The organism is Psychrobacillus sp. NPDC096389 (genome assembly GCF_044762855.1).
Taxonomy (GTDB): Bacteria; Bacillota; Bacilli; order Bacillales_A; family Planococcaceae; genus Psychrobacillus.
In genome coordinates, this window is record NZ_JBIWFB010000009.1 from 158720 (window position 1) to 179376 (window position 20657).

17 protein-coding genes and 1 pseudogene are annotated in these 20657 nt (G+C 35.9%); 3 read left to right on the forward strand and 15 right to left on the reverse strand.

All coding sequences use genetic code 11. The features are described 5' to 3' along the window. Window position 1: 1 nt before the first annotated feature. Window positions 2-505 (reverse strand): MarR family winged helix-turn-helix transcriptional regulator, encoded by a 504-nt coding sequence (locus ACIQ38_RS19070; RefSeq protein WP_402826816.1) that lies wholly within the window; start codon window positions 503-505, stop codon window positions 2-4. A gap of 193 nt (window positions 506-698) precedes the next feature. After that, entirely contained in the window at window positions 699-974 is a 276-nt protein-coding gene (locus tag ACIQ38_RS19075) for a DUF1450 domain-containing protein (RefSeq protein WP_402826819.1), read from the reverse strand. A gap of 191 nt (window positions 975-1165) precedes the next feature. On the opposite strand from ACIQ38_RS19075, the pseudogene ACIQ38_RS19080 reads away from it, so the two are divergent. Beyond that, a pseudogene (locus tag ACIQ38_RS19080) lies at window positions 1166-1487 on the forward strand (transposase); the annotation flags it as partial. Window positions 1488-1495: 8 nt separating this feature from the next. Here the strand turns inward: ACIQ38_RS19080 and ACIQ38_RS19085 are convergent. Further along, a complete protein-coding gene (locus ACIQ38_RS19085; RefSeq protein WP_402826822.1) occupies window positions 1496-2149 on the reverse strand; it encodes a M48 family metallopeptidase in 654 nt (217 codons plus the stop codon). 161 nt (window positions 2150-2310) lie between these two features. Further along, a complete protein-coding gene (locus ACIQ38_RS19090; RefSeq protein WP_402826825.1) occupies window positions 2311-3279 on the reverse strand; it encodes a tRNA dihydrouridine synthase in 969 nt (322 codons plus the stop codon). 360 nt (window positions 3280-3639) lie between these two features. Here ACIQ38_RS19090 and ACIQ38_RS19095 point away from each other — a divergent pair, with 360 nt between their 5' ends. Beyond that, window positions 3640-4080: a YtoQ family protein gene (locus tag ACIQ38_RS19095; RefSeq protein ID WP_402826828.1), complete on the forward strand. Its 441-nt coding sequence runs from the start codon at window positions 3640-3642 to the stop codon at window positions 4078-4080. 85 nt (window positions 4081-4165) lie between these two features. Here ACIQ38_RS19095 and ltaS read toward each other — a convergent pair whose 3' ends face one another. From ltaS to ACIQ38_RS19140, 9 genes are all read right to left on the reverse strand, one after another. After that, window positions 4166-6133: a lipoteichoic acid synthase gene (gene ltaS / locus ACIQ38_RS19100; RefSeq protein ID WP_402826830.1), complete on the reverse strand. Its 1968-nt coding sequence runs from the start codon at window positions 6131-6133 to the stop codon at window positions 4166-4168. A 351-nt stretch (window positions 6134-6484) separates the two neighbouring features. Beyond that, a complete protein-coding gene (locus tag ACIQ38_RS19105; protein WP_402826833.1) occupies window positions 6485-6994 on the reverse strand; it encodes a YfiT family bacillithiol transferase in 510 nt (169 codons plus the stop codon). 247 nt (window positions 6995-7241) lie between these two features. Then, window positions 7242-7994: an iron ABC transporter ATP-binding protein gene (locus ACIQ38_RS19110; protein ID WP_402826835.1), complete on the reverse strand. Its 753-nt coding sequence runs from the start codon at window positions 7992-7994 to the stop codon at window positions 7242-7244. Beyond that, window positions 7991-9055 carry an iron chelate uptake ABC transporter family permease subunit gene (locus ACIQ38_RS19115; RefSeq protein ID WP_402826838.1) on the reverse strand — a complete coding sequence of 355 codons (1065 nt, stop codon included), beginning with the start codon at window positions 9053-9055 and terminating at the stop codon, window positions 7991-7993. The genes ACIQ38_RS19110 and ACIQ38_RS19115 overlap by 4 nt, the downstream gene beginning before the upstream one ends. Further along, the gene (locus ACIQ38_RS19120; RefSeq protein WP_402826841.1) at window positions 9052-10068 is read right to left on the reverse strand and encodes an ABC transporter permease; all 1017 of its coding nucleotides are present in this window, start codon (window positions 10066-10068) and stop codon (window positions 9052-9054) included. Before ACIQ38_RS19120 ends, ACIQ38_RS19115 begins: the two co-directional genes overlap by 4 nt. A gap of 19 nt (window positions 10069-10087) precedes the next feature. Beyond that, a complete protein-coding gene (locus tag ACIQ38_RS19125) occupies window positions 10088-11149 on the reverse strand; it encodes a siderophore ABC transporter substrate-binding protein (RefSeq protein WP_402826844.1) in 1062 nt (353 codons plus the stop codon). Between the two features lie 516 nt (window positions 11150-11665). After that, entirely contained in the window at window positions 11666-12547 is an 882-nt protein-coding gene (locus ACIQ38_RS19130; protein ID WP_402826847.1) for a nicotianamine synthase family protein, read from the reverse strand. 201 nt (window positions 12548-12748) lie between these two features. Next, complete coding sequence (locus ACIQ38_RS19135) at window positions 12749-13576, reverse strand: exodeoxyribonuclease III (protein ID WP_402826850.1); 828 nt, start codon at window positions 13574-13576, stop codon at window positions 12749-12751. 87 nt (window positions 13577-13663) lie between these two features. Beyond that, window positions 13664-15034, reverse strand: a complete 1371-nt coding sequence (locus ACIQ38_RS19140) for an MDR family MFS transporter (protein ID WP_402826853.1) — start codon at window positions 15032-15034, stop codon at window positions 13664-13666. A gap of 1091 nt (window positions 15035-16125) precedes the next feature. Here ACIQ38_RS19140 and ACIQ38_RS19145 point away from each other — a divergent pair. After that, the gene (locus tag ACIQ38_RS19145; protein WP_402826856.1) at window positions 16126-18168 is read left to right on the forward strand and encodes a S9 family peptidase; all 2043 of its coding nucleotides are present in this window, start codon (window positions 16126-16128) and stop codon (window positions 18166-18168) included. Window positions 18169-18426: 258 nt separating this feature from the next. On the opposite strand, the gene rlmD is transcribed toward ACIQ38_RS19145, so the two are convergent. Continuing rightward, window positions 18427-19788: a 23S rRNA (uracil(1939)-C(5))-methyltransferase RlmD gene (gene rlmD, locus ACIQ38_RS19150; protein ID WP_402826965.1), complete on the reverse strand. Its 1362-nt coding sequence runs from the start codon at window positions 19786-19788 to the stop codon at window positions 18427-18429. Between the two features lie 130 nt (window positions 19789-19918). Then, on the reverse strand, window positions 19919-20656 hold the full coding sequence (locus ACIQ38_RS19155) for a GTP pyrophosphokinase (protein WP_402826859.1): 738 nt from the start codon (window positions 20654-20656) through the stop codon (window positions 19919-19921). Window position 20657: the final 1 nt, after the last annotated feature.

Consider the following 20657-nt stretch of genomic DNA (forward strand, 5'->3'; position numbering starts at 1 on the left):
GTTATTTCCCACGTTTATCCTTTTCGGAGAAGTACAAGATGTCGATGAAATCATAGTTATCCATTCCTTCAGCAATCATTTTTTCTTTAACTGCTGTAACTAATAATTTCATTCCTTTCTCTACCGTTTCCTGTTCGCTAGGATTTAAAAGATCCAATACTCCAATCAATGACTGATTCGTCAGTTCTGATATGCTCTCATCAATATCTTCAGCTAATCTAGGAGATAAAGAAATATCTACTAGACGTTTATCTTTTTGATTTGGCATTTTCACAAGTAGTTTTTTAGCAATAAGCCTATCTACAATATCTGAAACCGTACTTTGGGTCATTTTCAAATTTTGAGAGAGTTGCTTTATACTAACGGTTTTATGAGAATACACATCTCCAATTACCCTAATTTGCGGAATTGTTACGCCATGCTCCTCCGCAGTTTTCTGTAGACTTTTCATCGTATATTTATGTAGAAAATCAATGGATTCCCCTATAAACTCAGCTCTATTCAATAGTAAATCCCCTTTCGCAATTAAATCGCACACGATACATCGTGTACGATTCATTTTATTTTAATTAGGTTTCTTTGTCAATAAAGAAGCAAACAAAAATAGCGCCCACCTATCAAACAGGGAGCGCTTGTCTGGAGCTTTATTTAGATTTTAAGTGTATACAATATGTGATGGCACTTGCCTTTTCGTATATTTAAGAAATAATCGAGTTTTGTTCCAATTCCTCATCAATTTGCTCTAATAATTCAGGTGCACTATTTGCACATAATACTTCTCCATTTACAATTGCATAATAGCCAATATCACAAACTTCACATTGTGAATTGCAGCCTACCTCGTGAAGTTCAATATCTTCACTATTTAATAATATATCAATCTCTTGGCTATCATAAATTCGATTTGATACACATAGCTCTACCTGATTTTTTAATTGCGATGGTTGTGATTTTTGAAATAGCTTTTTAAACATCTCTGCACCTCTTTATCAATTAGTAAAGTTAAACCATATATCATTGGACAACAGCATTTATTATTCATCTACTCAATTTTAAAATTGATTTCTATTAGAATATATCCGACTATAGAATGAGAAAAGCTTAGCGTTTTCACAATACTACCAAGATTAAGGACTATTTAGCTACGATAGATTGGTTGATTGGATACCAATCGAACCCAACTCATTGTGTAAACTGTTCCTTACTAGATTAATGTTCAAATAGTAAGGATCATCAAAAAAATTGAACGCCATATTTGATCGCGGTATGATGAAGAAGCGGATCCTCCTTATCATCAAAATGATATCAAACAAATATATGCGAGACGTAAAGAAACGATAGAGCGTGTTTTTGTAGGCAAAGGAATAGCATAATATGCGTTGACCACCCTACGTGGAATTAAAAAATTATCTATGGCAATGCTTATTTTTGCTGCCCAAAATCTAAAGAGCACAAAAAAAATCGGTTACATTTCCCTCGAAATGTAACCGAATTATTAAAGTAACATGGAATGTCCGTGTCTTGCTAAAAACGCTTCTTTTTCTTTATAGTCTGGCATAATACTTCCAACACGTCTCCAAAATGATCGATCATGGTTCATGTGAATTAAATGACATAACTCATGGATTATCACATAATCGATAACTTCAACCGGAGCCATAGCTAAACGATAATTAAAGGTTAGCCTTCTATCCGAACTACAACTACCCCACTTGCTTTTAGACTCTACTATTTCAATGATCTTAGGTTTTACCTTCAGTTGTTTTTGATATATTTTTATCCGTTCTCCTACAATCGATTTACATCTATTCATATAGAACTTCTTTAGATTTCTTTTAAGTGCCTCTTCATTTAACTCACTACAATCTATTAATTCATGAAGAAGACACTCTTTTCCAAGGTATAAAAACTTTCCTTGAGCGTGATACTCTCTTGCCTTAGGAGTTTCTCGAGCTACTTCAATTTCATGGATTTTCTCTAATATCCACTGCCCTTTACTTTCTATTGCACTAGCAATAATTTCTTCACTTGTGCCTTTGGGTACTTTAACAGTTATGAAACCCACCGAATCTATATGAATAGATAGCTTCTCTCTGTTTCCGTACTGAACATTAAATTCTATCATGTTCTGTTGAATTTTAACTTTCATAACAAGCATCATATTTATTCATTTATTTCCGACCCTTACTATTCAATAAAATCATCTTCTTTTTAAACTTACCCACCGTATTCTTTCTATATCTAGTACCCCTAATTTACTGCTTAATTAACTCTAACTTTTTTGCCTTTACATCATTTTACCAACCATTTTCAATCAACATTGTTTGATTCAAAATTATCAAGCAGCGCACGCACTTCATCTGTGGATTTGGTGCTCATTAATTGATTTCTTAATTCACCAGCTCCGCGGAATCCTTTAACGTAAATTTTGAAAAAGCGATGCAGTGCTGTGATGGAACGTGGCAATTCTGCTGAATAGTGATCTTGAAGATCCAATTGCAATCTTAGAAGATCTAGGTATTCCGTAGTGCTATGCTCTTTCGGCTCTTTTTCAAAAGCAAAAGGATTTTTAAAAATACCTCGACCGATCATAACTCCATCAATACCATATTTTTCAACAAGCTCGAGCCCAGTTTGACGGTCAGGAATATCTCCATTGATTGTTAGCAGCGTATTTGGGGCAATTTCATCACGTAACTTTTTAATTTCCGGAATTAGCTCCCAATGCGCATCTACTTGGCTCATTTCTTTTCTTGTACGTAAATGAATAGAAAGGTTGGCAATATTCTGCTTTAAAATATGCTTTAACCACTCTTTCCACTCGTCTACTTCTGTGTAACCGAGCCTTGTCTTAACACTGACAGGTAGTCCTCCCGCTTTAGCTGCTTCAATAAGTTCTGCCGCAACATCTGGATGCAAGATTAGACCGCTACCTTTCCCTCTTGTTGCTACATTCGGTACAGGACAGCCCATATTAATGTCAATTCCTTTAAAACCTAGCTCTGCCATGCCTATACTCATTCTACGGAAATATTCGGGATTATCCCCCCATATATGGGCTACCATCGGTTGTTCATCTTCTGTAAAAATCAAACGGCCACGTACACTTTTCATACCCTCTGGATGACAATAGCTATCCGAGTTTGTAAACTCTGTGAAAAACACATCCGGTCTACCTGCTTTACTCACTACATGACGAAAAACAACATCTGTTACATCTTCCATTGGCGCTAGTACAAAAAATGGTCGTGGTAAATCACGCCAAAAATTATCTATCATGTCAAACTCAAATCCTCTCAATATGGATATTACTTTAAATTCTCTTCGAAAATAATGTTTCTACTTCTTTTACACTTATACCATGCTAAATATCTTACTAACAAACACAAGTATATTTAGACATTTATAATTTATACAAAACTACCTGTTAAAATCGGCAATGTTTATTTTAACGTATATCGGTCCTGAATGGTATTTTTATAAACCAAAAAGCAAAGGACTTAGATTTTTTCTTGTTCAACTGCTTTTCTATTATATCAGCTCAAACCATATGACCGCTCCTATAACCGTGATTACTTTGAAAACTCCATCAAGTTAGGTAATATATAAATAAGTTCAAATAGTATTGGAGGAATCAGAATGGAACTTATTGTTTATTTAGCTGGTCAGATTCATGATGATTGGAGAGATGAAGTTGCACAAAAAGCAAAGTCAAAAAATCTTCCGCTTCGATTTGTAGCCCCGCAAACAAATCATGATCGTTCAGACAATATCGGCGAAGAGATTATAGGAAAACAGCCATCTAACCTATATAAAGATGATGCAGCATCAGATATTAATAATTTCAGAACACAAGTTTTAATGCAGAAAGCAGATATCGTCATAGCCTTATTCGGAGAAAAATATAAACAATGGAATACTGCAATGGACGCTAGCATGGCCATTGCCATGAACAAGCCTACGATTATCATTAGACCTGAATCATTAATTCACCCATTAAAAGAACTTTCAAACAAAGCAAATGTAACCGTAGAGACCGTTGATCAGGCGATCGAAGTTATCAGTTATATTTTTGATTGACATATAACAAATAAAAAAATGAAAATTAATAAGGAGTAGGCTAACAAAAAATACTTTTGTTAGCTTACTCCTCTTTTTAATGAATTTACTGTTCTTCGTTATCGGTTTTTTCTGTCAGATCCTTATTGTAGTTGTATTGAGAAGGATCGACTTTAGTAAATCCTGTCGGTGTATAGAATCTCAATAAGTCACCATTCACAACTCTATCAGAAATCTGTAATTTATTGTCTACTTCTTGTTTGTACTCGTTGGCTTTTTCTAATTGATTTGCATCATCTATTGGTAAACCAGTTGTAGCATCATAAAACTTGTCATCAATTGAATAAATAGTAGGACTGACATAATCATCATTTCTAAAGGCAACTACTTCATTATGCTCTTTTGATAATATGTCGCTACCAAATTGAACGTAATTTTGTGAGTTAACTCCAAGTAAATGTAATAAGGTTGGAAGAAGGTCTATTTGCCCTCCGTAAGTATGATTAACCCCGCCTTGCATACCTGGAACGTGAATAATTAATGGTACACGTTGCAAATTAGCACTTTCATAAGGGGTAATTTCTTTTCCAATGATTTTTTCCATTGCCTTATTATGATTTTCTGAAATACCGTAATGGTCGCCATAAAAAACAAGCATACTGTTATCATATAAGCCAGACTGTTTTAATTCATCCATAAACTGTTCAATCGCTTCATCCGCATAACGAGCAGTTTGGAAATAATTATCTACACTTGCATCGCCAGTATCCGCTTTACTAATTGTTGTTAAATCTTGATTCATTTTATATGGATAATGGTTCGCAACCGTTATAAATTTCGAATAAAAAGGTTGAGGTAAAGTCTTCATAAGATCCACTGATTGTTCAAAGAATGGCTTATCCAATAAACCATATTCAGCCATATCTTCTGGAGAACTAGTGTCATAATAATTAGCATCAAAGAAATGATCATAGCCGAATGCTTTATAGATCTCATTTCGGTTCCAGAAACTTCCGCTGTTACCGTGAAACACAGCAGATGCATAGCCATTCTCTTTTAATATTGCTGGAGCTGCTTGATAAGTATTTTGACCTTTTGTAATATAAGCAGATCCTTGTGGTAAACCAAATAAAGAGTTTTCAAGCATAAATTCAGCATCTGAAGTTTTACCTTGAGCCGTCTGATGGAAGAAGTTATCAAAGTATAATGTGTTAGGATCTTTAATTAATGAATTTAAGAATGGTGTTACTTCTTCACCGTTTAATTTATAGTTCATTAAAAAGTTTTGGAACGACTCTAGATGGATATAGATGACGTTCATATCTTTAGCTGCGCCAAAATATTCTTTATTTGGTTCCGCATAGTTAGATTTAGTAAAGTTAATAACTTCAGTTATATCATCACTATCAGCTAAAGCCCTTTTTGAAGACGCCTTAATAGTTTCAGTAGCGTCATATATCGTATAGTTATACATTCCTAAATACTTAACTATATAGTTTCTATCAAAACCACGAGTTAATAGCTGCGGACGATCCGCGTTAGCTAGCCCTAAATTTAAAGCAGATATTGCTAGAGCAAAAGCAATCACTGGAATTGCTTTTTTGTATTTAACTCTACTATTATCTTTTTGTATTTTTTTAGATAACGATAGGTAAATCAACAACAATACATCCACAAAGAACAATACATCATAAGGTTTCAATAAAGAGATAATGCTACCGCCTAAGTCTCCAAAGTTTTGCGTTTGAGAAATCGTTGGCAATGTAATATAGTCACTAAAAAATCTATAATAAACTGCATTCGCATATAAAAGTATGGACATAAGCGTGTAAATTACAATAAGTGATGTATATTTCCTCGGTCCTTTGAAAATGAATGAAAATCCAAGAAACAACATAGCTGAACCCAATGGATTTATTAGTAAAAGGAATTGTTGTAGGGATCCTTCTACCCCTAAGTTAAACTGTGTGACTTGTGTAATATATGTTTTAATCCATAACATGAAAACGGCAAATAAATAAAAACCAAAAAACTTATTTAAAAAGGCACCCTTTTTAATATTTAAACTAACCATTTTTTCACCTTCCTATTACTTTAATATCAATGATTCACATTAAAATATTAATTTGGTAAAATATAGTTTTTCTATATTTTTTAAAGCTTTTATAGCCTACCTCTTCTTCGCACTTCTGTCAAGTAAACACCTCTAAAGTGCCTACAGAATTGAACTATTACTATTACAATCTTTGCTTGTTTCATTCATAAAACAACAGAAAAAAGCAGACGGCCAATTAGAGGTGCCTTATAGCACTTCTAAACCGTCTGCTCTCTATGTTTGACCCAATAATTAAGTTAGGGTATTCATAAGATGCAGCCTAATAAAACCACGCCACTGCTTCCCCGTAACAACTCTTTACATATTATATCATTTCGATAATGCAATTTTTATATGAGCTAAATGATGCTCTTCGTGCCAAGCTAATTTTGCAACTTTTGTTGCCACAGTTATTTCACCATTTGTTTGGTGAGTAAAAGCTCGCCCTAATTGCTCTGCCGTTAAACTCTGCCCTAAAGACACAATACGCTCATTTATACCTTCTAACATTTTAATAGAACTTTCTACAGGAAGCTTCGTATCCGATAGAATAGCCCACTTTTCTTCATCAAATGCAGGTACAGTTGGATTTTCATCAGTTAAAGCCAACTTCAAACGCTGATACATATTCAATTGAGAATCTGCAATGTGATGAACAAGTTGACGAACAGTCCAGGCACCTTCCCGATAAGTTTTGCTTAAATCCTCATCACTTAATGTATCAACAGTCTCTCTTAGTCGAATCGTATAAGTTTCGATTTCTTTTAACCATTCTTGAATATTTTCTGATTTTACTTTTTCAGGAACTTGCAATTTGCCAATTGGGTATTTTACATCCATTTTTCAAACCTCTTTTCCCTATTTTTTTAATTCTTGGTATTATCAATTAATATATCAATCGGTTTGGTTATTGTAAACTTCAATAACTATAAACATACTTTTCGTCAATCCCTTTATTAATACCTTCTTTAAATAAAAAAGAACCGCCCAAGGATTTTCTCCCTCGAGCGGCGGTTCATATTTCCACTTATCTACCTATATTAACCTAAATGATTTTTAAGCATACTTTTTTTTAATAATGTTGAATCTAATAAACCGCTATTGGCCCATAAGGACCTTCGATAATTTCTATTTTCGTTTCAAAAATATCGGTTAAAATTTTGGAATCCATAATCTCTTCTACTGTTCCAAAAGCGGCAATTTGTCCATCTTTCATAGCACAAATTCTATCCGAATATTTGGCTGCAAAATTTATATCATGCATAACAGTCAGAATTGTTCTTCCGAATTCATTGGCGGCATGCCGCAAATGCTCCATCATTTGAACAGAACGAGCAACATCTAGATTGTTCAGTGGCTCGTCCAGTAGTACGTATTCAGTTTCTTGGCACAAAACCATTGCTACATATGCCCTTTGCCTTTGACCACCAGAAAGCTCATCTAAATATCTATTTTCAAGATCAGTTAAGTCTAAGAAATCGATATATTTAGAAATAATAGCCTCATCCTCTTTCGTTAATCTTCCCTTTGAATAAGGAAAACGCCCAAAACCAGCTAATTGTCTAACAGTAAGCCTCGTTACAAAATGATTTTCTTGTCGCAAAATAGTCAAAACTTTTGCTAAGTCTTTTGATTTAGATGCAGAAACATCCATATTTGCGACTTGAATACGGCCTTCATCCATATCCAAAAGTCTTCCAATCATCAAAAGTGTCGTAGATTTTCCAGCTCCATTCGGTCCAATTAAAGAAGTAAGACCCGCTTTTGGTATTTCAATATTCAAAGGACCTATTTTTACCTCATCCGTATACAACTTTCTAGTATTCTCAATTTTTATCATAAAGCCCTCTTCCTTAAAATTACGATTAAAAATATTATTCCACCAAACAGTTCAATAATAACTGAGACTACACCTTGAGCATTGAATACATGATACATTAAAAAGTATGCACCAGTTATTATCACAAACCCTATAGCCAGAGCCATTGGGAAAATATATCGGTGATCATAAGTTGGCGCCGCTTGATAACTCAAAGTTGCCACTAAAAATCCATAGAAAGTAAGTGGTCCAACTAAAGCAGTAGAAATTGACATCAAAATAGAAACTAATATAAGCGTATAAATGATACTTGATTGATGTTTAACGCCAAAAGAAGTAGAAACATCTTTTCCAAGTGACAATACATTTAAATTTTTAGAATTAGCAAGAAGTAGTGATGCTACAATGATTACCATTGGAATTACAATAGGAAAATATTCAACATCCGCATTATTGACAGAACCAAACAATTTTGCCTGTAAAATATCAAACTCAGACGGCGCTAGAAGTCTTCTCATAAAAGTGGACACTGAACCCAATCCAGTTCCAATAATAATTCCTACTAATAGCATCAATTGTAAGTTTCCATACTTTCCAGAAAGCAACCATCCATAAAGTATCAAACTCATCATGACCATAGCAATAACTTGAAATACAAATGATCCAATACCACTAAAATTTATCAATGCACTGGCACCTAAGAAAAATATTGTACTAGTCTGAATCGTTGAGTAAAGTGATTCAAATCCTAAAAGTGAAGGAGTTATAATCCTGTTATTCGTAATCGATTGGAAAGCAACGGTCGACAAAGCATGACAAATTGCGGCAATAATCATTGCTACAATTGCTACTATCCTTCTTTTAACAACTGGGATAAAAGAAGGGGAATCTATTGGAACAGGATTGTTATAAACTAAAAGTCCATAGGAAGAAAGAACGCCCAAAGCAATCAGTGTTATTAGCAAAATCCAATAACGTTTTTCTTCTTTCTTAGAACGAAAAGCTCTAGCTGATCTTTTTTCACTAGGAATGCTAGGAGCGATTTCAACATTTTCTCTATTTCTATATTCCAATGCGTTCATCTTAGCCTCCTAGGTTTTCTTTGTCTCATTAATATAGTAATAAATACAACGGCCCCCACTGTTCCAAGTATTAAAGAAACAGGTACTTCAAAAGGCATGATAATTGTTCGAGAAATTATGTCACAAACAGTTATAGTCCCCATTCCTATCACACATACCCAAGGCAAATTACTTCTAAGATCATCTCCTCTAAACATGGAAACAATATTAGGGACAATTAAACCTAAAAAAGGTAAGTTTCCAATCACAGCGGCAACAATTCCAACTGCTATAGAAATAAGTCCTGTCCCCAAAAGAACGATCCTATTATAATTTACTCCAAGACTTGTAGCTACATCTTCCCCTAGTCCAGCTAAAGTCAATCTATTAGCATACATAAAAATAAGAATAGTCACGATAACAATTATCCATAAATATTCATATCTACCAACTTGAACAGCTGCAAAAGAACCTACAAACCAACTTTCAATATTTTGGGTCATTTGAAAAAGGAGTCCAATAAAAGTCGAAACTGCAGAAATGACTGCTCCAAGCATCAGCCCTATAATCGGGACAATTAAAGACGAACGAAGTTTAACTCTTCTTAAAAATAAAAAGAAGATCATCGTTCCGATAAAAGAAAAAAGGATTGCACCAGTCATTCTTACAACTAAGGTTGGTGCAGGAAATAATAAGTAAACGGTAAGAAGTCCCAAACCTGCCCATTCAATCGTTCCTGTTGTGGTAGGTTCCACTAAACGATTCTGTGTAATAAGTTGCATTACAAGTCCTGCCATTGCCATGGCAGCTCCAGTAAGCATTAGGGCAGCAGTCCTTGGAACACGAGTGATGAAAAACATCTCTCTTCCATCCTCATGTCCGCGTATATCATAAACTCCAGTAAACAGCGATATAATGCCTAAAATAATAACAACTATAATCGCTACTATAAAAGATTTTGTCCATATCTTGTTTTGACTATAAAACTGGGGTTGAGAATTACTCTCAACCCCGGCAAGTACATTTTTCCGCACTATGTTATACTCCTTTACACTACTTAGCTAAAGTATTTGCAAGGTTTCCAAATAACTCTATATAAGTTTGGATTGATTCATTTGTGTAAGTGTCATCTGGTGCATAAACGATCTGACCTTTAGAAATAGCAGTTACGTTTTGAAGAGCTGGTGAATTATCAATAACGTCCTGAGCAGGAACTGCATCCGCTGTAGAAGATACTGCAGCATCACGGTCTAGTACAAAAATCCAATCAGGATTACTTTGTGCAATAGCTTCAACAGAAACTTCATCCCCTTGATGATCGGAAGAAGTTTTGTCAATTTCTAATGCCGGAACCCAATCAAAAATTTCATACATTGGTCCCCAAACACGTCCAGAGTGAGGAGCGGCAAAACCAATATTTCCACCAGAAACTATAACACTCATAATTGTATCCGTTCCATTATAAGCAGACTTAGCACTTTCGATAGCTTGTTCAAAATCAGCTACCAATTGTTCTGCTTCAGTATTCTTATCAAAAATCTGTCCCAAAGCAATTGTATTATCCTTAAATCCATTTACAAAGTTTTCTCCTGGTGTTGCAGCTTCCTCAGAAACATCAAAGTTTAAATCAATAACAGTTGCATTTGGCACTAATTTTTTTATTTCTTCATAATAGCTAGCAAATCTTTGTCCAACAATTACAAGTTCAGGATCTACAGCTGCTAAAATTTCAAGATTTGGTTCACGATGATTTCCAATATCTTGAACTGATTCATTAGCTACATATGGTGAATCCGCAGGCATTACAGCTTTTGGAGCAGCCGCTAATTCAATTCCCCAATCTGATAAAGTTTCAAATGTTCTATTATCTAAAGCAACTACATTCTTTGGATTTACAGGAACAGTAACAGTTCCATGAGCATCAGTGATTTCTACCGAGGTAGGTTTTTCTTCCGCTGAATCATCTGCCTCTTCAGTAGATTTATCTACAGTTTCAGTAGACTCAGTTGCTTGCTCATTACTTTCAGTTTTATCCGTTTCATTACTTGAATTCGAGCAAGCTGCCAACATCAAAACAAAAATTGCTAAAATAAGAGTTAATTTAAATTTACCCATTTCTAGTATCTCTCTCCTTATATATATGTTTTATAGACAAACAGGTTATTGAATTGATAAAATTAATATGTATGTATTTTTATGCATGATTTAAATAATAAACTCTACTTCACATAGTGCATTGCAACAACACATAAACAACATAATTGATTATGATTATCATTATCAATAACCACCTTAAGTATATCAATTAAAAAAATAGTGTCAACTGTTCTTTTATAACTTTTTTACTAAAAAAGTGGCTTTTGCGTATTTACACCAAGTTCTTAACTGCTTAATGAATAGATTAAGTCAATTTATATAATAAAAGTAAAAGCAGATTAATTAGAGTATCGGACCTTTAAATCAAAAAAGGTGCCAGGTTCTAAAACAATTTAGAACCTGGCACCTTCAATCTCTTATGTTGTTAGAATACTCATATCTACCAGTTCTATTAATTTTTTCAATGTTTCAATCTGCTCGTCAAATGATATTTTAAAAGTTGGCATTGACGCTGGTTCTCCTTGTGATCCGATATTAATTGGGCACAGAAGAATTAGTTACACGTTCAAGAAGCAAGGTTGAATTGACGACCAGCTTTTCTTCAGGACAAGTTCTCTTCAGAATCCTCCACCCCTCTTTATTCAACTTAGATTCATCAATCGCTTCATACATGATTCTCCTCATCCCCTCTGCTGTACGGACAGCTACTAAAGGATTTGCGGAAGTCCTGCTAATTGTTTCAAGCACCGCCTGCTTGTTTCGAACGAGACTAGCGACAAAGATCCGGCTATAAGAGCTGTAGTCGAACTCAGATCCATCCTTCAATACGACAGTAACTTTATCTCCTAAGCCTAAGTGCTCCAGCAAATAGCATGATGCGTCATAGGCAACAGCATTCATTTCCAAACAGATAACCTCCGCATCACTGAGCAGGTGTAGAATAATAGCACTTATCGGCATTGGACCGCTACCTACAAAAATAATGGGTGACTTTTCTGTGTTACAATCTTGCAGCACGTACTGTAATTCCTGACTTACTAGGGAAAAGTAACTGTTCCAATTAGGCAAACTTTTTACGATATCTAAGACGGATCCTTCTAATTTGCAAATCTCATGAGAATCTCTAAGTTCTACAAGAAATTCGATTTCTGACAACTTATCCCGCAACTTTTGTTGATTTTTTTGAATATACTCGTTGTTTAAAATAGCTTGTATTTCTATTGGAGAAAAATAGGATCGCAACTGAAGTAAAAGATGGTTGAATACATCCGATACCAATTGATTCGCAGGTGAAACATCTGTTTCTTTCTGAAGAAGCTCATTTGCTTCACGGAAAAAAGCGATAAAGTTATCAACTCTTTGCATACTTGGCGCTTTCCTTGTATCTAGTAAAGAACCAGTTGAAGAATCCTTCATGTTCTCAATTCCTCCCATACTCTACACATGATTAAATACTATGAAATATATTCATGTGGTCAAGGATATAGAAGAAATAGTTTGGTCCCTGTATTAGGCGTAATTCCAAACCAATTCCGAATAGTGTCAAAGTTGTGTCTAACAAAACGACAAGAAAATGGCCACTTGTTTCAAACGAATCAAGTGGCCTTCCCAATATAACTACAAATCTATTTCGAATAGTAATGGCGCGTGATCTTGTCTTGGACCTGAATCAATCATTTCAGATTTAAGTACTTTCTCTGCCATGCGATCACTCACTAGCCAGTAATCAATTCTCCAGCCAGAATTATTTATTTTACTTGTTTTAGCACGCTGAGCCCACCAAGAATAAATACCTGGCACATCACCGTGAATATAGCGAAAAGTATCTGTAAATCCTTTTGCTAAAAGATTTGTAAAACCTTCTCTTTCTTCATCCGTAAAGCCGGCTGAACGACGGTTATTATCGGGGTGGGCTAAGTCTATTTCTTTATGCGCTACATTAAAATCACCTGTTGCAATAACCTGCTTCTCTTTATCTAAAGCAGCTAGATAATCAGCATATTTTATATCCCAAATTTGACGTTCTGCTAAACGCTTCAAACCATCGCCAGCATTCGGTGTATAAACTTGTGTTAAGTAGAAATCATCAAATTCTAATGTGATGATGCGACCTTCCTCATCCATCGTGCTTGGTGCTCCAATCTTTGGGAAGGTGACAGACGGTGACAGGTAATTTTTATATAAAAACATTGTACCTGCATAACTCTTGCGTGCTGGTTCTACTGAACTGTTCCAAACAATTTCGTAATCGGGAAACTTTTCCCCAAGAATTTCTAAATGCTTTTTAGTAGGACCGTTACTCGATAATTTTGTTTCTTGTATAGCAATAATCTCTGGGTTATTTTCAATAATTGTATTTAAGACTGCTTGAGACAATAACGCACGAGCTGAATCACTCGTTAATGCCGCATTTAGTGAATCAATATTCCATGAAATTAATTTCAATGTGTTTCCTCCTGTTCTTGTTTTATCAATTTTAAAAGTAGTCTCTACACATCTAGTAAACAGGGAACAAACGAAAAGAGCTATTTATTATTCTACTAAGGAAGACTCTTTTTCTCTTAGTAGGAATCCTGTTACTACAAAGGAACATACTGCTAGGACAACTAGAAGGATAAAAACTGAATGCAGACTTGTTTCTAAAGCATTACCATGTAATTCATCACTTAATAATAGTCCCGATACCGCAATCCCAATAACCTGTCCTAGATTCCTCATGAGATTATTAGACCCCATCGCTGCACCTCGCATATTCCAGTCCACCGCTGATTGGACGGCAACTGTATAAGCAGTAAAGGTTAAACCGAAACCGAAACCAATCACTCCAGTAACCACCATCATCCACGAAACTGGGGTATCCGCGTTAAAGAATACAAAGCCACTACAGGCCATAATAATAAAGCCGACACCAACTAACGTTATGCTACCGATGGATCTCTTACTCATCAATCTGCCTGATAATATCGCACCAATCGGCCATGTGACCGACATTGGCAACATCGCAACTCCTGAGAATGTTGCATTCAAACCTGTAACCCCTTGAACCCATAGCGGTATATAAAAAGTTATAGCGACGAGGATGAATCCCAATAAAAATCCAGCGATATTTGAAATCGTAATAAAGCCATTTTTAAATAGAGCTAATGGCAACATCGGTTCTCTTCCCTTTGCTTCAATCAAGAAAAATAAACAAAGCCCAACGACGGCCACCATAAATAAAATCACGATGCTGTTTGTGACTTGCTTATGCTCTTTCAACAATGTCAATGCATATAAAAATGCCGTCATTGTGACCGCAAATGTCAAAATACCTGCATAATCGATGATTTGCTTTTTCTTTTCGATATTTTCATGTAATGCAGTCCATAAGAGAACTAAAGATATTATCCCAAATGGAAGATTTAAAAAGAAAATCCAATGCCATGTGATCTTATCGACAATTACTCCTCCTGCAAGCGGACCGACAATGCCCGCAATTCCCCATACACTACTGATCCAGCCTTGCATTTTTGCCCGCATTTTAAATTCAAATACATCACCAATTATTGTAAAAGGAATGGTTGCCAGTGCTCCCGCACCAATCCCTTGAATAACACGATATACAATAAGCTGCTCCATTGTTAATGAAAGTCCGGACAGCACTGAGCCGATTAAGAAAATAATCGTTCCGATTGTAAACATTACCTTTCTTCCATAAAGATCGGCAAGCTTCCCGAATACTGGTGTGGCAATAACCAATGCCAATAAATAGACGGATATGACCCATGTATATAAATGGCTTCCACCTAAATCTTCAACAATCCTCGGCATCGCAGTACTGACGATTGTTCCTTCAATGGCCGTTAAAAAAGTTGCAATCAATAAAGCAATCACAACCGATTTCTTTTTTGTATCTTTGTTCAACTTCTTTTTCCTTCTTTCATAACTTAATAACTCTCTTATTGTCTAGTTCGTACCAACGTTCGGGTCTTAGGGTCAAAAACGATTGTCTCCAATTTTAGTAAGTAGCTATTCAGATGATACACGACAATTGTATACAATGTAAATGGATAGCCAATCATAACAATCTCCCTTTATCCCCTTGCGATGAAATAGCGCCCCTGCTTAAGAAACAAATCGCGGAGATTTATCAAAGTATTGTCGATGAAAATTAACGTCCTTGCCAATTATAGAGGCATCGTTTAGGTAATGCTATTGAAAGTGGTGAGCTCTTCTTCGAAGAAAAAGATGAGACATTTACTCTATAGGTTACTAAAACGAAGATTGAAAGTGGTAGATTCAAGATTCTCACCTCCAAAATTGAACATAAAAATAGCACCTTTTGTGAGATGCTATAACGTATCCACTGATACTAATTATGACTAAAAGTGAACGATTAATTAAGTGTGTATCCCCTTAATGTTTTTTCGATAATGTCGAGATCGAACAACTTTTGGATGCCACTTACGATATCATCTTCTTAAAATCTGTTTGCTTTATCATCTGACCAGTGTTTGAATTCTTCTACAATTTCTATCGGTAATTTATTCGAACAGTTATCCACATGTCTAGAATTTTTAATTTCCTAAAGCATAAAAAAAGCCTGGGTTATATTTGATTAAACCCAGGTTGTTATTAGAGTAGAATAGGAAAAGTTTAATTAAACTCAAATCCGATTGAATCGGAAAGATATTTAACTGTGAAACGTTTTTGGATTACATCTTCCTATCCAACCACGCAACTGCTTTACAATGTGTGGGGTGTGCGTGGCAACACATGGGTGCTGGTGGGTTTAAGTAATTGGCTATGTCCCCATTTAGTGAGGTTTAGCCTTTTGTATTACCTTCATCCTGTTTCTTCTTTAACAATAGTCGTCCCGTTACTTTAAGTGTAATCGGCCTAACAATACTTTACCAACCCTTGCGAACAAGAAAATTGTCGGTTACAAATTTATTTTAGAGGAATTTACATGAACTTATCGAAATTATATTGTTATACAGAAAGGAGAATTGAATTTGAATAAACTAATTGCAAAACAAATTCCTCATACGTTTGTACTGCATGGGGACATTAGACATGATGAATATTATTGGATGAAAGATAAATCCAATCCAGAAGTAATCGCTTATTTAGAGCAGGAAAATATCTTTTATGATGAAGTCATGAGTCCTTTGGAAAGCTTAACAACTGAATTATACGATGCAATGGTGTCACGCGTTCCCGCTTCAGAAAGTCAGGTACCCATCCAAAAAGGTCCTTACTATTATTACTACCGTTTAGAAAAAGAAAAACCATATCCCATTTTCGCTCGTAAACGCGCAGAAAATCGTGTGGCATTAGCATCTTCTGAAGAAGAAATTACAATAGATGAAAATGCACTCGCTAAAGGGGATGACTATTTAAGTGTTACTGTGCAGCGTTATTCTAAAGATCACCGCTATGTTGCTTATTTAGAAAATCGCGACGGCACAGATAGCTATACGTTATTTGTGAAAGATTTGCATACAGATGATATGTTAGAAGATACAATTCCAAATGTTTATATTTACAGCAGCGTTGAATGGAGTAACTGCGGACAGTACATTTTTTATGTGAAGCTAAACGAATTACAGCGTCCATATCAAGTCTGGCGTCATGAAATAGGTACTAAACATTCGTCCGATTTGCTTTTATTTGAAGAAACGAACGTAACTTTTAATTTATTTATTAAAAAATCAAAAAGTAATCGCTTTATTTTCGTAGTTTCGCAATCAACGACGACAACAGAAGTTCAAATTATTGATGCGGATGAGCCATTATTAGCGCCTCAGTTATTTGAAGCACGCCGCGAAGGCATTGAATACGATGTAGAGCATTGGGAATCCGAGCTTTTACTATTAACAAATGAAAATGCATTGAACTTCACATTACTTCGTTGTCCACTGGATAACTTCAATGAGCATACGGCTGTTGTTCCGTACGATGAGAAGCGGTTTATCCAAAATATCTATCCATTTAAAAGCCATGTATATGTAACGGGTCGCGAAAATGGATTAGAGCAAGTTTGGCGTATCGAGGGTGATTCTCTTATTCAGTTAGATTGGGATGAAGCCATTTATTCTGTATCACTAGTTCCAGATCAAGACTATGAAGCTTCAGAAGTTTTAGTTCAATACCAATCATTTTTAACGCCGAAAACGACAATGCGTATCGATATTGAATCGGGAGAAAAGGAAGTATTACAAAAGGCACCAGTCACAGGCGAGTATGACCCCGAGCAATACGTCCAACAACAGGTTTGGGCAACAGCAGCTGACGGTGTAAACGTTCCAATACTTCTTCATTATAAAAAGGGTGCGCTTGACAACGGCCCAGCGCCGCTTATTTTAAATGCTTACGGCTCATATGGATATAGCAGCGATCCATTTTTTAGCGCTTATCGTCTACCTATACTTGATAAAGGAGTGATATTGGCGATTGCGCAAGTGCGTGGTGGTTCAGAGCTAGGACGTACGTGGTATTTTAATGGAAAAATGCAGAAAAAACGCAATAGTTTTACGGACTTTATCGATGCAGCGGGTTATTTAATTGAGCAAGGCTTTACAACAACCGAACTTATCGCGGCTCGTGGCGGAAGTGCTGGTGGATTGTTAGTAGGTGCCGTATCTAATTTGGCGGGCGATTGTTTTAAAGTCATTGTTTCAGAAGTACCATTTGTCGATATTGTAACGACGATGCTAGACGATTCGATTCCATTAACGACTTTAGAATGGGATGAATGGGGTAACCCGCAAAACGAGGACGATTATTTCTACATGAAATCTTATAGTCCGTACGACAATGTAGAGGCAAAACCGTACCCTAATATGTATATTACGACAGGCTTAAATGACCCGCGCGTTGGTTATTGGGAGCCTGCGAAATGGGTAGCTCGACTGCGCGAATTAAAATCAGATGACAATACACTTGTTTTAAAAACAAACATGGGTGCTGGCCATTTTGGCGCATCCGGTCGTTTTAACCAGCTTCGTGAACTCGCGGAGTGTTACTCGTTTATTTTGAGTAAGTTTGGTTTTTAGCCTTTTAGTCAGAACAACAAAACGCATCCTCACGAATGAAAATGCATTTTGTTGTTCTTTATTTAAACCAGCCCCATTAGATTCCTTACGTTAAAAATTAGAATACACCTTGATGAAATTCTCTTAATTCTCTTTTTGAATTTCACGTCTTTGTTCATTCGCTTCCTCCACTAACCTTCTCCCCCTCTGCATTCATTAGTATCCCTTCCTTAACTTAAAAAGAACGAATTCCATTATTAAGAATTCGTTCTTGAGTATTTATATTAGCTCCAACCAAGCAACCGCCTCACAATGCGTTGTCTGTGGAAACATATCAACAGGCTGTACTTCCATCGTTTTATAGCCGCCATCTTCTAAAATGCGCAAATCACGAGCAAGTGTCGCAGGGTTACATGACACATAAACAACTCTTTTCGGACGTTGTTCAATGATTGTCGTAAGTAAGGCCTCATCGCAGCCTTTTCTAGGTGGATCGACTACTAATACATCTGCCGATTTACCTTCCTTATACCATTTAGGAATAACTTCTTCCGCTGGACCTGCTTCGAAGTAAGTGTTCTTGAAACCGTTCAACTCTGCATTACGCTTGGCATCTTCTATAGCTTGTGGCACGATTTCTACACCTAGTACTTGTTTTGCTTGTTGTGCTAGGAATAACGAAATGGTTCCGATTCCACAATATGCGTCAATCACTGTTTCGTTTCCGGAAAGCTGTGCGTAATCGAGTGCTTGTTTATAGAGCACTTCTGTTTGTACTGGATTCACTTGATAGAACGAGCGAGCCGAGATTTCAAATCGTACGTCTCCTATTAGATCTTCGATAACAGATTTGCCCCAGACAGTATTTGTTTCATCTCCGAAAATAACATTCGTATTACGTGGGTTTACGTTTTGCACAATAGAAGTGACATTTGGCTCTACTTCTCTTATTAACTCAATAATCGCATCTTTTTTAGACAGTTTGGCATGCTTCGTAACTAGCACGACCATCACTTCTTCAGTTGCGCGACCTTTTCTTACGACAAGATGACGTAACTGTCCTTTTTTCGTCTCTTCATTATAAGGAATTAAATCTAGTTGCAATGCATGTTCTTTTACTGCACGCATTAATCGATCTGCTTCATCTGATTGGATAAGGCAAGTATTGGTATCTGCAATTCGATGGGACTTGGATTGATAAAAACCTGCCAGTACTTGTCCATCTTCCAAGGCAAATGGAATTTGGGATTTATTGCGGTATTCCCATGGTTTCTCCATTCCTTTTACTGGTAGCACAGGGGCATCTATTTTACCGATTCGCTTCATCACATTTCGAACCATATTTTCTTTCCAAGCAAGCTGTCCTTCATAAGATAAATGCTGTAATTGACAGCCTCCACATTCCCCGAATACTGGGCATGGTGCATCTACGCGAAATGGGGATGGCTCTACGATCTTTTTTAATTTTGCGAAGCCATAGTTTTTCAATGTTTTTAACACATGTACTTCTGCGGTTTCGTTCGGTAAGCCGCCCTGGATAAATAGCGGGTAGCCATCTACTTTAGCAACTCCTGCTCCATCATGCGTCAAATCTTCAATATGGATTGTTAACTGGTCATTCTTTTTTACGGGTGTATTCACTTCATATCTCCGTTCTTGTTTTGATTGATTTATTATACCAAAATGAGCGACTTTTTGGGTGTCTGCCACACTTTTCTCCCCATTAAAAACAGACGCCATTAGGACGTCTGTTTTAATACGCTCGCATTTTTTACTCACTATCTAACATCCCTAAAAAAGTCGCCGGAATGGTTAGTTGTTGGTTTTTAACGATTAGCTTTGTAAGTTCATCGATCGTTTCTATTTTATTTTCATCTTTAATAATTTTAATCTCGTTATGCAGGCGTTCCATCTTTTGGTCTAGCGCGTAAGCCGAGTCAGCTGCTTCTTTGAGCTCTTTTAATAATCTTTCTGGTACGAACTGATCGTATTTATAAAAGATTTTATGCTCTAAGCTTGCCCAAAAATCCATCGCTATTGTACGAATTTGAACCTCTACTGTCACGAGTTCTTTACAATCAGACATAAAGACGGGAATTTCTACTAGTAAGTGTAAACTTTTATATCCATTATTCTTCGGATTTTGGATATAATCTTTTACATTTAATATTTTAAGATCACTTTGGTTTCGTAGCATTTCATAAATTTGATAAATATCTGAGATAAACGAACAAGTGATACGAAGTCCTGCAATATCCTTTACATTTTCTCGAATACTATTAACGGAAATTTCTTTTCCTTTTCGCCCAAGCTTTTTCATAATACTTTCAGGTGATTTCAATCGAGAACTCGTATGTTCAATTGGATTATATTCGTGGATCATTAAAAATTCTTCTTGAAGAATCTCAATCTTTGTTTCAAGTTCGGCTAATGCAAATTTATATATTAGCATTAGGCGTGTCATGTTTTTTCTCATTTGCTTAAACTGCTCTAGTTGTTCAGGATTCATA